The 14,330-nt window shown below is 35.1% G+C and carries 16 protein-coding genes; 2 read left to right on the top strand and 14 right to left on the bottom strand.

Annotated elements, in window-relative coordinates; translation table 11 throughout:
- Positions 1 to 11 precede the first annotated feature (11 nt).
- The 6 genes from G7A72_RS06865 to G7A72_RS06840 all read right to left on the bottom strand — a co-directional run bounded on the left by G7A72_RS06865 (position 12) and on the right by G7A72_RS06840 (position 5,296).
- Complete coding sequence (locus G7A72_RS06865) at positions 12 to 263, bottom strand: hypothetical protein (protein WP_165151928.1); 252 nt, start codon at positions 261 to 263, stop codon at positions 12 to 14.
- 108 nt (positions 264 to 371) lie between these two features.
- Positions 372 to 1,247, bottom strand: coding sequence for an ACP S-malonyltransferase (gene fabD, locus G7A72_RS06860; protein ID WP_165151927.1), 876 nt, complete (start codon positions 1,245 to 1,247; stop codon positions 372 to 374).
- Between the two features lie 205 nt (positions 1,248 to 1,452).
- Positions 1,453 to 2,403, bottom strand: a complete 951-nt coding sequence (locus G7A72_RS06855; protein ID WP_165151926.1) for a bestrophin family protein — start codon at positions 2,401 to 2,403, stop codon at positions 1,453 to 1,455.
- A gap of 39 nt (positions 2,404 to 2,442) precedes the next feature.
- Positions 2,443 to 3,150 carry a hypothetical protein gene (locus G7A72_RS06850; RefSeq protein WP_165151925.1) on the bottom strand — a complete coding sequence of 236 codons (708 nt, stop codon included), beginning with the start codon at positions 3,148 to 3,150 and terminating at the stop codon, positions 2,443 to 2,445.
- 80 nt (positions 3,151 to 3,230) lie between these two features.
- Positions 3,231 to 4,619 (bottom strand): HAMP domain-containing sensor histidine kinase, encoded by a 1,389-nt coding sequence (locus G7A72_RS06845; RefSeq protein ID WP_165151924.1) that lies wholly within the window; start codon positions 4,617 to 4,619, stop codon positions 3,231 to 3,233.
- 2 nt (positions 4,620 to 4,621) lie between these two features.
- The gene (locus G7A72_RS06840; RefSeq protein WP_165151923.1) at positions 4,622 to 5,296 is read right to left on the bottom strand and encodes a response regulator transcription factor; all 675 of its coding nucleotides are present in this window, start codon (positions 5,294 to 5,296) and stop codon (positions 4,622 to 4,624) included.
- Between the two features lie 226 nt (positions 5,297 to 5,522).
- Between G7A72_RS06840 and G7A72_RS06835 the strand changes: the two genes are divergently transcribed.
- On the top strand, positions 5,523 to 7,166 hold the full coding sequence (locus G7A72_RS06835; RefSeq protein WP_165151922.1) for a hypothetical protein: 1,644 nt from the start codon (positions 5,523 to 5,525) through the stop codon (positions 7,164 to 7,166).
- Positions 7,167 to 7,205: 39 nt separating this feature from the next.
- Here G7A72_RS06835 and G7A72_RS06830 read toward each other — a convergent pair whose 3' ends face one another.
- Both G7A72_RS06830 and G7A72_RS06825 read right to left on the bottom strand, forming a co-directional pair.
- A complete protein-coding gene (locus G7A72_RS06830; protein ID WP_165151921.1) occupies positions 7,206 to 7,523 on the bottom strand; it encodes a DUF6370 family protein in 318 nt (105 codons plus the stop codon).
- Between the two features lie 39 nt (positions 7,524 to 7,562).
- A complete protein-coding gene (locus G7A72_RS06825; protein ID WP_165151920.1) occupies positions 7,563 to 7,925 on the bottom strand; it encodes a DUF983 domain-containing protein in 363 nt (120 codons plus the stop codon).
- A 92-nt stretch (positions 7,926 to 8,017) separates the two neighbouring features.
- Between G7A72_RS06825 and G7A72_RS06820 the strand changes: the two genes are divergently transcribed.
- Positions 8,018 to 8,881 carry a helix-turn-helix transcriptional regulator gene (locus G7A72_RS06820; RefSeq protein ID WP_165151919.1) on the top strand — a complete coding sequence of 288 codons (864 nt, stop codon included), beginning with the start codon at positions 8,018 to 8,020 and terminating at the stop codon, positions 8,879 to 8,881.
- A 106-nt stretch (positions 8,882 to 8,987) separates the two neighbouring features.
- Here G7A72_RS06820 and purT read toward each other — a convergent pair whose 3' ends face one another.
- From purT to G7A72_RS06790, 6 genes are all read right to left on the bottom strand, one after another.
- Complete coding sequence (gene purT / locus G7A72_RS06815) at positions 8,988 to 10,148, bottom strand: formate-dependent phosphoribosylglycinamide formyltransferase (protein WP_165151918.1); 1,161 nt, start codon at positions 10,146 to 10,148, stop codon at positions 8,988 to 8,990.
- Positions 10,149 to 10,210: 62 nt separating this feature from the next.
- A complete protein-coding gene (locus G7A72_RS06810; RefSeq protein WP_165151917.1) occupies positions 10,211 to 10,567 on the bottom strand; it encodes a VOC family protein in 357 nt (118 codons plus the stop codon).
- Between the two features lie 53 nt (positions 10,568 to 10,620).
- The gene (locus G7A72_RS06805) at positions 10,621 to 11,109 is read right to left on the bottom strand and encodes a hypothetical protein (RefSeq protein WP_165151916.1); all 489 of its coding nucleotides are present in this window, start codon (positions 11,107 to 11,109) and stop codon (positions 10,621 to 10,623) included.
- Between the two features lie 141 nt (positions 11,110 to 11,250).
- The gene (locus G7A72_RS06800) at positions 11,251 to 11,577 is read right to left on the bottom strand and encodes a LytTR family DNA-binding domain-containing protein (protein WP_165151915.1); all 327 of its coding nucleotides are present in this window, start codon (positions 11,575 to 11,577) and stop codon (positions 11,251 to 11,253) included.
- A gap of 335 nt (positions 11,578 to 11,912) precedes the next feature.
- Positions 11,913 to 13,100 carry a pyridoxal phosphate-dependent aminotransferase gene (locus G7A72_RS06795; RefSeq protein ID WP_113634703.1) on the bottom strand — a complete coding sequence of 396 codons (1,188 nt, stop codon included), beginning with the start codon at positions 13,098 to 13,100 and terminating at the stop codon, positions 11,913 to 11,915.
- A gap of 70 nt (positions 13,101 to 13,170) precedes the next feature.
- Complete coding sequence (locus G7A72_RS06790; RefSeq protein WP_165151914.1) at positions 13,171 to 14,265, bottom strand: acyl-CoA desaturase; 1,095 nt, start codon at positions 14,263 to 14,265, stop codon at positions 13,171 to 13,173.
- Positions 14,266 to 14,330: the final 65 nt, after the last annotated feature.

The following is a 14,330-nucleotide window of genomic DNA, read 5'->3' as shown; positions in this document are numbered from 1 at the left end:
ATTTTTTTGAATTATTTTTTTGCGGCTTCTTTCAATTTTTCAGCGGCTTCATCCATTTTTTCCGCTCCTTTTTCAAGAACTTTTCCTGCTTTAACCTTAGAGGAATCAGCTGCAGCATCAACTTTTACAGCTGCTGTATCGATAGCATCTTCCATTTCATTGCCAACGGCTTCGGTAGCCTCTTTTACTTCGTCTTTTGTTTCTTTTTTGCAAGAAGTCATTAAAGTTGCAATAAATGCTAATCCTAAAAGTGCTTTTTTCATTTTTTTCATTTTAAAAGTTAAAATTAATTTGAACTCGTTCTATAAAGATAAAAAAAATCCTCATCAACCAGAGTTTATGAGGATACTATTTTGAACACTAAAGGCTAATTATGCATTTGCAGTAACCGCTTCTTTATCAATTTTTCCAATCAATCCTGCCAATACTTTTCCAGGACCTACTTCAGTAAATAAAGTGGCTCCGTCAGCAATCATTTGTTGTACCGATTGCGTCCATTTTACAGGTGCTGTCAATTGGATAATTAAATTCTTCTTGATTTCGCTTGGATCTGAAACTGCCTTTGCCGTCACATTTTGATATACTGGACAAATAGGAGTAGAGAAAGTAGTTGCTTCAATAGCTGCAGCCAGTTCTTCACGTGCCGGCTCCATCATTGGAGAGTGAAAAGCACCACCAACTGGTAATAACAAAGCACGTTTTGCACCTGCTGCTTTCATCGCTTCACACGCTTTTTCGACAGCTGATGTTTCTCCAGAAATCACTAATTGCCCTGGGCAGTTGTAATTTGCGGCCACAACAATTCCGTCAATTGAAGCGCAAACTTCTTCAACGATATTGTCAGCCAATCCTAAAACGGCTGCCATAGTCGAAGGTTTTATTTCGCAGGCTTTTTGCATTGCCAAAGCTCTTTGTGAAACTAATTTTAATCCGTCTTCAAAGGATAAAGCTCCGTTCGCCACTAAAGCTGAGAATTCACCTAATGAATGTCCCGCTACCATTTCTGGTTTGAAATCTTCGCCTAATGTTTTTGCTAAAATCACCGAATGCAAGAAAACGGCCGGTTGGGTTACTTTGGTCTCTTTCAATTCTTCGGCAGTTCCTTCAAACATTATGTCTGTGATGCGGAAACCTAAAATTTCATTGGCTTTTTCGAATAATTCTTTTGCAAGAGCTGAATTTTCATATAAGTCTTTACCCATTCCTGTGAATTGTGCGCCTTGACCTGGAAATACGTATGCTTTCATGTGTCTAATTTAAAGATTGAAAAAATGTATAGATTGAAAAATCAGTTTCAATCGGAATGCAAAAATACTGTTTTTTACGGTATTTAAAACTATCGCTTTAAGTCGTTTTGCTATCGAAAAAGAGATGCCGATTTTCAAACAAACATTTAATACAAAAAAAATCCACCCCAATAAATAGAGTGGATTGGCAATAAAAATGAAAATTCTAAAGCACGAAATACGTGTTTTTTAGCGGTTTAATGGGTTGATTCGCTGTTTGGTATGAATAATATTCTTCCTCAAACTCATCTCGATATTCGTTTACCATTTGCATAAGGTTTTTTTCAATGGTGTTTGAAATAGCACTTACAGGAGTGTCTGTAGGTCTGTTTTCAAATGGATCTTGCAAATGAATAGCCATTTTTTCGATTAAGAAAAAAGCGGCAGCAATGGTTGTTACCAGTGGAATTTGAAGCCAACCAATGTTATTTATCAAGCCAAAAGGCAATAGAATAATAAACAAACACAATGCAAACCTAATGTACATACTATAAGTTGTTGGGAAAATGGTGTTTTTTATACGTTCACATTTACCCATCGAATCACACAATCGCGATAATGTATTGTCTATTTCTACCTGTTGGTAAACGTTAATTTTACCGGTATTAAGTGCTTTTTTTAAATCTTTGGCATGTAGCAATAAAATTGCGTTAGGAACATGTTTGTGTTTTTTTACAAAACGCAATTCGTCTTCGTCCAGTAAACCTTTTATTGGCTTTAAAGGATCTTTTTCTCGGAGCGACTGTCCAAGACTATAACACCAAGCTGCTTGTCTTTTGGCAAATTTTTCTTTAAAATCGTTTGCCTGAACCGAAAAATCGGGGTCATCATAAAAAATAATGATTTGGCGTAATAACGTTCTGGAATCGTTGACAATAGAACCCCAAATTATTCTTGCTTCCCACCAACGGTCATACGCTTGGTTCGATTTGAATGCCAGTAATAATGAAATAATGGTTCCAATTATTGTAGGAATTGCAATAGGAATATTGATTGCTATAGTCTCGAAGAAATAATGAAACATTTGAAAGGAAATACAAAACACAATGACTAATGTCAATTCGGTTCTTATTTTACCCAACACATATTTCATTGGAATTTTTTTATTTAGTAACATATACTTTGGATTAAAATTTTAAACAATCATTTGATTTTCCTAGTAAATCTCTTCGTATAATGAAAGAACTGGTAATCCTAGTAACTCGTTTAGTGCTGCTTTTTCTTTCTTTAATAATTTCAATTTCTTTGGTTTTCTGGTTTCAATCAATATGTTAATGTTGTTTTTAGCTATTGTATCGCTCAAAAAAGGTTGGCTTTCGTTCGTTTCGCTTTCACTCACAATTTTCAAAGGAAAAAGTGTATTCACATAAGCTTGCAAATCTTCTGCATGAAGGTGTGAATCTGAATTTTTAAGGTATAAAGCTTGGCTGAATATGTCTTGGTCAAAGTTTGTATTGGTGTGCAGAATCGGACATTTGCTATTGGAAATAATTTGGATGCAAAAGGAATTGATTTTCTTTTTTGAAATTTTAAAAGAAGGAGTTATAATGGTTAAACCAATGTTGAAATGGCTTACTAAATTTTTAAAAACCGGTGAAGAAATTCCGTATTGATGGTGGATTTTTAAGTTGCAATTTTTACTTTCAGAGATGATTTTGCGACACACATCCAAAACATTTTCTTGGGTTGAGTTTAAGCCTGTATTGATGTTTCTCAATAAACTGGCAGAGGAAAACGTGTCAGGAATATCTGCAAGTAACATTAATATGAGCTGACACTGATTGCCATTTGCAGAATTTATGGCCGTTTTTACAGCATTGATTGTGTCGTCTTGTAATGTCGATGGGATAAGAATATTTTTCATATGTAGCAGATGTGATTTCTTTGTACATACAAAATAACAATACCCAGTTTATAGCAACCTTAAATTAAAATTAGAATATTCTAAGAATTAACATTAGAATTTTTAATGTTGACCGTTTTAAAAGTAATATTTACGATTGTCCCTTTGTCAGGTTCCGATTGTATTTGAAGTTCTCCGTTGTGCATCCGGATTATTTTCATGGCAAGTGGAAGTCCTAAGCCATAACCATTGTATTTTGATGCTTTTTTGCCTCGAAAGAAAGGCTCATAAAGATGCGGAATATCTTCTGCGGGAATACCAATTCCAATATCAGTAATTGAAATTTTGATACTTGAAGAGTTGGCAGATAAAGTAACAAAGACCGTTTCGTTATCCGAATATTTGACTCCATTGGCAATGATATTATTCAACGAAAGTTCCAATAAAGATTTGTTACAAGGGATTTCCAGCAAGCTTGGGTCGCTTGGAATTTTCTTGAACTTAATCGTTACTCTGTTATTGGGATAAATTTTGTCAATATCCGATTTTACATCCATTAAAAGTTCATCAATACGGACGATATCTAATAATTGTTTTTTGCCGTCATATCCAGTTTGGGTCAGTTTCAAAAGGCTTTCTGTAAGATCGCCAAGTCGGGATGCCTGACTGTGAATGTTTTCTAAAGATGCAATGTAATCCGCAACATTTCTTTCTTTCAAAAGCATGATTTCGGCTTCGGCAATGATGGTTGTTACGGGAGTTTTTAGTTCGTGTGACGCATTATTGATAAAATTTGCCTGAATTTCAAATGAGGTTTCCAGTCGGTCCAGCATATTGTTAAACGTCTTTGTCAAATCACCAATTTCATCCGAACTCTTAGTCTCAGGAAGGCGGTTGTGAAGATTTGATGCGCTAATTATTTTTACTTCATCCGTAATTCGCGCTACTGGATTGATGACTCTTCTGGCCAGAAATCTACCAAGAAAATACGCCAATAATATAAAAGCCAGCCCTCCAAAAAACAGAATTTGTATGATATAAATGCTGCTGACATTTCCTCTGCGGTCTATTGCAGTAATGATTACAATATATTTTTGATTGGATTCTGTAAAAGTTTGGGCATAAAAATAGCGGTTGCTGTTTTCTATCCAATTAGAACCATTGGCCATTACTTTCGAATAAAAATCAGCTGGTAAATCAAGATCGGTGTTATATTCAAAGGTATTTTTCCCACTGACTTTTAACACATAATTGTTCTCATCAATCAGTTCTTCGAGTCCATTAGCTTTAAATTCTTTGAAATAACGGGTTTTTACAGGGTCATTTTGATAATGAATCGACGCCACAATTTTAGCCCGATCTTGTAATCTTTTTAAAAAATGATATTGGTTATTTTGTTTGAACAAAAAGAAAACCACCAAACTTAGTAAAAGTGTGCTGAGGGTAGAAAGCGCAATGTAGGTAAAGGTAATTTTTTTCTTAATCTGCATTTTTATAGTTTCAATACATAGCCTAAACCTTTCATCGTATGAATTAGTTTAGTTTCGTATGGTTTGTCAATTTTTTTCCTCAAATAGTTAATGTAAACATCAATTACATTGGTGTTCATCTCAAAATTAATATCCCAAACATTGTCTAAAAGTTGCTCACGGGATAAAATTGTCTCAGAGTTAATGGCTAGATAGTATAAAAGTTTAAATTCTTTGGCCGTAAGTACAATGGTGTCTCCATTTCTGGATACGGATTTTGTTTTCGAATTAATTTGAAGATCAGCTATCGTTATGATTTCAGTAGGTTTTTGTACTTGACCCGCCCGTCTGGAAAGTGCGTTGACTCTTGCGTCAAGTTCCAGGAATTTAAAGGGTTTTAATAGATAATCATCAGCTCCGGAATTTAATCCGTTGATTATATTTTCAGTACTTCCCAAAGCTGTTAAAAGCAAAATGGGAACAAAATTTTTCGCGGCTCGCAAACGTCTGCAAATTTCAATTCCATTAATGTCAGGCAACATTACATCTAGAATTACCACATCAAAATTGTGATTCGAAAGTAAATCTAATGCTGTTGTACCATCAAGCGCAACACTTACTTCGTGATTTTTTTCTGAAAATCCTTTGCGGATAATTGACGAAAGATTAGGTTCATCTTCAACTATTAATAACTTCATTAACATTACGATTTCCACAAATCTAATGATTAAAGTTTTGTTTTTTTTCGAATAAACCGCTGCTAAACCAATATTAACAAAACCTTATAAATAGTTGAAAGTTGTATTTTTAGCTTTTTTGATTGAAATCAGAACATTTTTTTGGTCTTTAGTATTGATTTATTACTACTTTTTTCTGTAACATTTTTCGTTTTGTGTTTACTAATGAAATATATAAAACAGCGTTATGAAAAAGATAGTTGGTATTGTTTTCTTATTCCTTTTTGGTTTTTTCTTATTTTATGGCATCCTTCCGGTAATCAATTATGGTTTTACGGGTTTTGCCTTTATTTTGTTGGTTTTAGTACTTCTTGCTATTATTTTTTCTCTAGGATTGACAGTTTCGCAGCAAACAAAACAGGTCAAGTTTGTCTCTAAGCCAAACAAGATTTTATTTGTTTTGGCAACAGTGCTTTTGGTATACTGCATTGCGCTCCCTTTTGTAACCAGCATAAAAATGTTCCGAAGCGATTCGTATCAAAAATTGATAGGCGATGTTAAAAACGGTCAAAAAATCACCAATCACATTGCGCCAATTTCAATTGATAAAATCCGTGTGGTCGATGAGGAACTAGCGCATCTTTTGGGTGAGAAAATTTTAGGTTCGCAACCCGCTTTGGGAAGTCAGGTAGAATTAGGTGATTTTTGCATCCAAAAAGTGAATAACAACTTGTACTGGGTTGCGCCTTTATTGCACTCGGGTTTTTTAAAATGGTTTAACAATCAAGAGGGAACTGCTGGATATGTTATGGTTTCTGCAACTAATGAACGTGATGTAAAATTAGTTCAGAGTATAGGAGGGAAGTATATTAAAATTAAATACCAGCAAGGCGCCTATTTTCAAAGTGATATTCACCGACACGTTTATTTTAACGGAAATGCTACGGTTGGTTTGGCTGATTTTAGTTTTGAGATTGATGATGCTGGAAATCCGTTTTGGATTGTTACGAAATATGGAAAAAAAATTGGTTTCGCCGGAAAAGAAGCGATAGGTGTTATTGTGGTTGATGCGCAATCTGGTGTTATAAATGAATATTCAATTGCTAAAACGCCAAAATGGGTGGACCGAATTCAGCCTTTGGATTTTATCGAAGATCAATTGAATGATTGGGGCGAATACGTTCACGGGTATTGGAATTTTTCTAATCAAGATAAACTTCAAATTACGGAAGGATTGACATTGGTTTACGGAAAAGACAATAAATCCTATTGGTACACCGGATTGACTTCCGTGGGGAAAGAAGAGTCTGCTGTAGGTTTTGTTTTGGTGGATACCAGAACTAAAGAAACTACTTTTTATAAACAAGGAGGCGCAACAGAATTTGCTGCTCAAAGCTCTGCACAAGGGAAAGTTCAGGAGAAAGGATATAAGGCGTCTTTGCCTATTCCGTACAATATTAATAACATTCCCACGTATGTAATGACGCTTAAAGATGATGGCGGATTGGTTAAAATGTTTGCGATGGTTGCCATTTCAGATTACACGATTGTGGGCGTGGGCAATACCATGCGGGAAACGTTGACTTCGTTTAAAAACGTCTATAATATGGCGGATAATAAAATAAATCCCAATAGTGTTTCCAATAAAAAATCGCTGAAATCAGTCGTGACCCGAATCCAAAATGATGTAAAAAACGGGAATAGTTTCTATTATTTTAAAGTCAAAGATTATCCCAATATTTTTGTGGGTTCATCCCAAATATCCAATCAATTACCGGTGACAATGGTGGGTGATAGTGTCACAATTTCTTTTGATGTAGACTTAGAAGAAGTAATTGATATCTCGAGTTTTGAGAATAGTAATCTCAAATTGAGTATGAAATCGAATTAATGACAAAGGGCTTAAAGATTTTTCTTTAAGCCCTTTTTTTTATTTTTTTGGCAGTAATTTGAATGAGGTGACTTTGAATTTATTGTCAACCACTTTACCAACCACTTCCGCTTTTCTTATTGCTGAGCAAAAACCATCACTGGCATGTGCATCACCATGGGAGTCAATGGAACTTCCGTCAACAAAATAGGACTTTCCGTCCATGCGAACGGCTAATTCACAACCATGTCCTTCCATCTCAAACTGACATTGTCCGCACGAAGCTTCAACAATTTGAGGTTTTGGTTCTTCTTTTTTATCCTGAGCGCTAGCAAGTGTTGCAGAGAACAAAATAGCTAAATATAGTATCTTTTTCATAAATGATTAAATTTTACTTTAGCTAAGATACAGGTTTTTTTACATCGAATAATTTTTAAACATGTAAATCCATAATAATCTGGAAAGACGAATATTGATGGAAGCCATTGCGATGATCACCACGGCAATGATTGGAATGATTCGTAAATCGAAAGTTTCTTTAAAGAAGAATTGAGCAATAACATAGGTAGCTATTGCTTGTGCAACTGTTAAACCATAATTGACGTACATAGCTCCAAAAAAGTAACCAGGTTCTTTTTCGAATTTGTAATTGCAATGAGAACAATATTCGTTCATTTTAGGGAATCCAAAATTGAAAAAGATACTTTTTTCATTGAAAACTTTGCCTTTAAGACAATGAGGGCAATCATTATTCAAGATGTGTACAATAGAATTTGACATCGTAATTATTTTTATCAAAGGTATTTCTTATTCATGTCACGGATGTTTTCTATATTCGCTAATTATAGCACAATAAAGACATTTAGAGCTAAATGAAAAAATATCCTATTTATAACATTCAGCGTTTTAACTGCAATTCTGTGAATAGTGATTTGTATATTAATACCTTTAAAAATCACCTAATCGACCATAGTTTTGTTGAGGAACCGCACAGGCATAATTCGTATGTTTTGGTCTTTTTTACCAAAGGTTCGGGAACACATGAAATCGATTTTGATGTATTTGCGATTCAGCCGGGAAGTATGTTTTTCCTGCAACCCGGACAAATGCATCATTGGAATTTATCTGATGACGTGGAAGGATTTGTAATTTTCTACTCGCAGGAAATGTATAATCTTTATTTTGGCCAAAAAACAATCGCCGACTATCCATTTTATTCCTCGGTGGACAATAAACCGGAAATGGTTTTTGGCGCATCCGAATTGAAAGCGATTTTGCCTTATTTTGAAAGTCTGATTGTAGAAACACAATCAAATCAGCTTTTGAAGCAAGATAAAATAATGAATTTGTTGGATATTATTCACATTGAAATTGCCCGAAAATATAGTGAAACACATTTGCACGAAGCACATTCGTATAATGTGAAAATTAAAAATTTTGAAGTGCTTTTAGAGAATAATTTTAAGATAGAAAAGGCGCCTTTTTTCTACGCTTCACAACTCAATATTACTTTGAAACACTTGAACAGGATTTGCAATGAAATGTTGCAAAAAACCACAACAGAAGTGATTACAGCTAGAATTATCCTTGAAGCGAAACGCATGCTGATGGATAAAAAGTTTACCGTCAATGAAATTGCAACGGAATTAGGCTTTGATGATTATTCGTATTTCACCCGATTGTTCAAGAAACATACAGGAATGACTTCGACAGATTTTCGTATTTCTAAAAAGTAAAGGGGGATCAATGTCGTTTCCTTTAGACGTTTGTCAAGTCGAGCGCAGTCGAGACTAACCGTTTAGTTTCGACTGCGCTCGACTTGACAATATTATCTATAGTAAATTACGAATGCACGGTAACCAAATTGGCTGCTTTCTTCGCTTTTTCTACCACTTCTTCAATTGGAGTTTCTAAAGTATCATTGACTAAAGCTACGGCCATTCTTCGATACGGTCTTGAAGTTGGTTTGCCAAAGATTCTGAAATCCGTTTTTGGTAAGGAAGCAATATTTTCTATTCCGGAATAGGTTGGATAGGTTGAATTTTCCGAAGCTAAAATTACGGCACTTGCTCCCGCTTTTTCTAATGTAATTTCGATAATAGGCAAACTCAAAATCGCTCGTAAGTGCAATTCGAATTCGTTGAAGTTTTGCGTTCCCGCCAAAGTTACCATTCCGGTATCATGAGGTCGAGGCGATAATTCCGAGAAATAAACACCATCATCAGCCAAGAAAAATTCGACTCCAAAAAGTCCTGCACCGCCCAAAGCTTCGGTTACTTTTTCGGCCATGTCTTGCGCTTCGTACAAATCCTTGTCGGATATTCTGGCGGGTTGCCAGCTTTCTTGATAATCGCCGCGTTCTTGACGGTGACCAATTGGCGCACAGAAAAGTGTTGGGTTATTATTTTGAACCACGGTTAATAAAGTAATCTCTGAATTGAATTTGACGAAAGCTTCTACAATTACTTCTACCACATCGCCACGGGAACCTTCCACGGCATAATTCCATGCTTTTTCGATATCCGCTTCGGTTTTTATGGTTGATTGTCCTTTTCCAGACGAAGACATTAAGGGTTTTACCACGCAGGGCATTCCAACGGCTTCAACACCTTTTTGCAATTCCTCGGCAGTGGTGGCGTAGCGATACTTGGCGGTTTTTAGTCCGAGTTCTTTGGATGCTAAATCACGGATCGCTTTCCTATTCATCGTGAAGTTTGCCGCTTTCGCAGAAGGAACTACGGTAATTCCTTGCTTCTCGTAATCATAAAAACGTTCGGTTCTAATAGCTTCTATTTCAGGAACGATGAAATCAGGTTTGTGTTTGGCGACGATTTTGTCTAACGCATCTCCGTCTAGCATGTTGATGACTTCAAAATCATGGGCAACTTGCATTGCCGGAGCATTTTTGTAACTGTCCACGGCGATTACGATTTGCCCGATGCGTTGTGCCGCGATTGTAAATTCTTTTCCTAATTCGCCTGAGCCTAGCAATAGTATTTTCATTTTTTTGAAGTCTTAATTAGAATGTAAAAATACTAAATTGCTTTTTTATGACTGCCCATTCGCTACAAACTTTGCCCGAAAGTCAGCAGATTGTAATCTGGGTCCAATATAGAAAATTCTTTTTGTCCCCAAGGTTTGATTTCCAGAGGACCATTGGGATGAATGGCAACGCCGTTATTCAAGAAGTTTTTATATACGGTTTCGATATCCTGCACCCGAATGTAAACTCCTGAGTAATTTTCAACAGCATTAATGGTTGCAAACTCAAAAAAATGAATTTCAATGCTGTCTTTTTGTACCATCAAATACCCATCAAAATCCGCGCTACCCCATTCCTGAAAACCCAATTGGTTGATGTAGAAATTCCGTGTAATTGCTTTGTTGCGCATGGGTAACTTTGGGTTGATGGCGGTGAGCATGATGGTTTGGGTTTGATGTGAATGTTAGAGGATGTTTTTTTTATCAAAATTTATTAATTTGGTTCAAATGTTTTTGGAATTTTTTCTGCTCTTTCTCTTTCAAATATTAGCGAAACAATGCTCCATTTTTCTTTATCGAAAAAAAGTTGAATACTGTTAATTCCTCTTCTTGCTACTGGTCCATTTTTCACCAATCTCGTTTCATATGTACTCCAAACATGTGCAATATTTCCAAATAATCTCATTTCTCTATTAATTTCACTTTCATAAAATGCAGTTTCCATTATCATTGCATCGGTTTCTTTGTGAAAATCTTTCAGCGACATTGTTACTTGTTTTAATTCCCCGTTTACGTTGTCCAAGTATGAATAAATTGCATTTGGATCATGAATGGATGAATCTCTTTCCCATTGTCTTTTTTCTCCTGCTTCTCCTGAAACGACTTCATAAAATGCTTTGATTATTCCGTCGATTGTTAAAACGTCTTTTTCTAACGGATAATTTTTAGTTAATTCTTGTGCTTTTGAACTTTGAGTTGTCATAATTACGATTAAAATTAGTTTTAAAATTGTTCTTTTTATTTTTTCCTTTGAGTAAACTAAAACTTAATAAACCTTTTCTAAAAACTTTTTATTCAAACGTATTGATTTCTTATTTCGTTATTTCTATTTCTTATCTTGTAATTACAACATATATTTATTTATTGAGGAATTTAGACATTCTTTGTAACTTTTTCCGACTGCAACTTTTGCGTTCTTTAAAATTATGTGATTATCCTCTAAAATATCAATGTTAGTTAAATTTACTATGTGCGAATTATGAACTCTCATAAATTCGTTTGGTAAGTTTTCAATTAAATCTTTTAGCGATTTGTAATAAATATATTTTTTATTTTCTGTTGTTTGAATTACAACATAATTTCCTAAACCTTTAATTACGGTAATTTCGTTGAAATATAATTTTACTAATTTTTTATCAGTTTTGATAAAAGTAAAATTTTCACTTATCATAGAAGTTTGTTTTTTAATTATTACCTTAAAAGTATAAAATTAAAAATACAAATCATCAGAGATTTCATTATGTTTCTGAATGTGTTAAGAAGTGTAAGGACAGCTCGCGAACATTCCGTATTGGATTATAAAAATTAGGATTTTGGCAGGGTTTGCGTGAGGGAGTGCAGTGGAAATCCTTTATATTTTTTCTTTAAAAATATAAAGATTGCAGCGGAAAGCCCGACCCTTGTGGTCACGCCCAAAAACAACAAAACCCCAAGAATATCTTGAGGTTTTGATGGTATTGTAAGTTGGATTTTTGAGTTTCTAACTTTCGATTTTATGAGTTTTGACTATAGTGCCAAAGCATCTTTGATTCTTTTTAATGCTTCTTTCAAGATCTCGTCGCTGGTTGCGTAAGAGAAACGGATACAGTCAGGATTTCCAAAAGCGTCACCTGTTACCGTTGCTACATTAGCTTCGGCCAAAAGGTACATTGATAAATCCATTGCATTTTTGATTTCGGTTCCTTTTAATGTTTTTCCGAAGAAAGAAGAAATGTCCGGGAATACGTAAAAAGCCCCTTCAGGAACGTTGATTTTTACTCCTGGAATTTCTTTTAATAATCCTACCACTAAATCTCTACGGCTGTGGAAAGCGTCAACCATGTGTTTCAATACGCTTGGATCAGCATCTACTGCTGTAATAGTAGCGCGTTGTGCGATAGAATTTGCTCCTGAAGTTACTTGACCTTGAATTTTTGTACAGGCTTTTGCAATGAATTCTGGTGCTCCAATATATCCAATTCTCCAACCTGTCATGGCGAAAGCTTTAGCAACTCCATTTACGGTAATTGTTCTTTCTAACATTCCTGGGATAGATGCGATGCTGCAAAAAGTTCCTGAGAAATTGATGTGCTCATAGATTTCATCAGCTACAATATATACGTGTGGATATTTCTCCAACACTTTGGCTAATGCCGTTAATTCTTCTCTGTTGTATACTGATCCACTTGGATTACAAGGAGAACTGAACCACATCATTTTTGTTTTTGGCGTGATTGCCGCTTCTAATTGTTCTGGTGTAATTTTGAAATCAGTATCTACAGATGTAGGAACTTCTACAGGAACACCACCGGATAATTTCACGATTTCGAAATACGAAACCCAGTAAGGTGCTGGTAAAATTACCTCGTCACCATCGTTTAGCATTACTTGTGCAATGTTGTATAAGGATTGTTTTGCTCCTGTTGAAACTACAATTTGAGATGGTTTGTAGTCTAAATCATTGTCTCTTTTGAATTTTCTGCAGATTGCTTCTTTTAATTCAGCATATCCTTCTACTGGAGAATAAGTACTGTAATTTTCATCAATCGCTTTTTTTGCTGCTTCTTTGATAAAGTCAGGCGTATTAAAGTCAGGTTCGCCTAAACTTAAACTGATAATGTCTTTTCCTTGTGCTTTTAATTCTCTGGCTAAAGCCGCCATTGCTAGTGTTTGTGATGTTGCTAGATTGTTAATTCTATCGGATAATGGATTCATTGTAATAGGTTGTAGTTAGTATATTTATTAAGTAGAGATGCACTGCTGTGCATCTCTAGGTGTTGTTTAATTATATAAGTTCCGGTTTCATTCCCAGCTCTTTCAAATGCTTGAAATGAGCAATAACAGCACTTCGCATTGTTTTGTATTCGTAATACGGCAAATTGCATTCTTGAGCCGTTTCTTTTACTATGCTAGCAATTTTACCATAATGAACGTGGCTAATGTTTGGGAAAATATGGTGCTCGATCTGGTGATTCAATCCACCAGTGTACCAGTTTACGATTTTGTTTTTTGGAGCAAAATTAGTAGTGGTAAACAATTGGTGTATCGCCCAAGTATTGTCCATTTCTCCTAATTCATTTGGAGATGGATTTGTCGTTTCTTCAACAACGTGTGCCAATTGAAACACAACACTCAGAATTAAACCAGCTGTGTAATGCATCACGAAGAAACCAATAAGCACTTTCCACCATGTAATTCCAATAACGATAGGTAAAACAATCCAGATAGAAACGTAAATAACTTTTGTGATAATTAATGTTGTCCAAAGTATTTTTGGGCTTTTCGCTTCTCCGTACGATAATTTTCTTTTCAAATAGCTTCTCATCTGTTTGAAATCAGTTGTTATAGCCCAGTTGAATGTTAGTAATCCGTATAAGAATACAGAATAATATTGTTGAAAACGGTGAAAGTTATACCATTTTGCTTCTTTAGTAAAACGGATAACACGTCCGGCATCTAAATCCTCATCATGCCCGGGAATATTCGTGTAGGTGTGGTGTAAAACATTGTGTTGCACTTGCCAGTTGTATACATTTCCTGCTAAAACATAAATAGTTCCACCCATGAATTTGTTGACCCAGGTTTTATTTGAATACGAACCGTGATTTCCATCGTGCATCACATTCATTCCTACTCCGGCCATTCCAATTCCCATAACGATAGTCAACAGAAGATGTGCCCAAAATGGCATACCAAGTGTAAGAATTAAAAAATAAGGCGCAAGAAAAACGGAGAAGAGAATTATGGTTTTTAAATATAGTTTCCAATTCCCGGTCTTTTGGATGTTGTTTTCTTTGAAGTAATTGTTAACCCGTGAGTTAAGTGTTCTAAAAAACTTTAGGCTATCTTGCTTAGCAAATGTTGGCGCATTATTATTCATATATTTTCAATAAAGTTCAAAGGTAATTATTATAAATTTTTCGATATACAAAATTGAGATAAATA

Origin of the sequence: Flavobacterium sp. Sr18 (genome assembly GCF_011064265.1) — a bacterium.
Taxonomy (GTDB): Bacteria; Bacteroidota; Bacteroidia; order Flavobacteriales; family Flavobacteriaceae; genus Flavobacterium; species Flavobacterium petrolei.
Note: the sequence above shows the minus strand (reverse complement) of the source record. Positions and strands in the feature narration are given on the sequence as shown.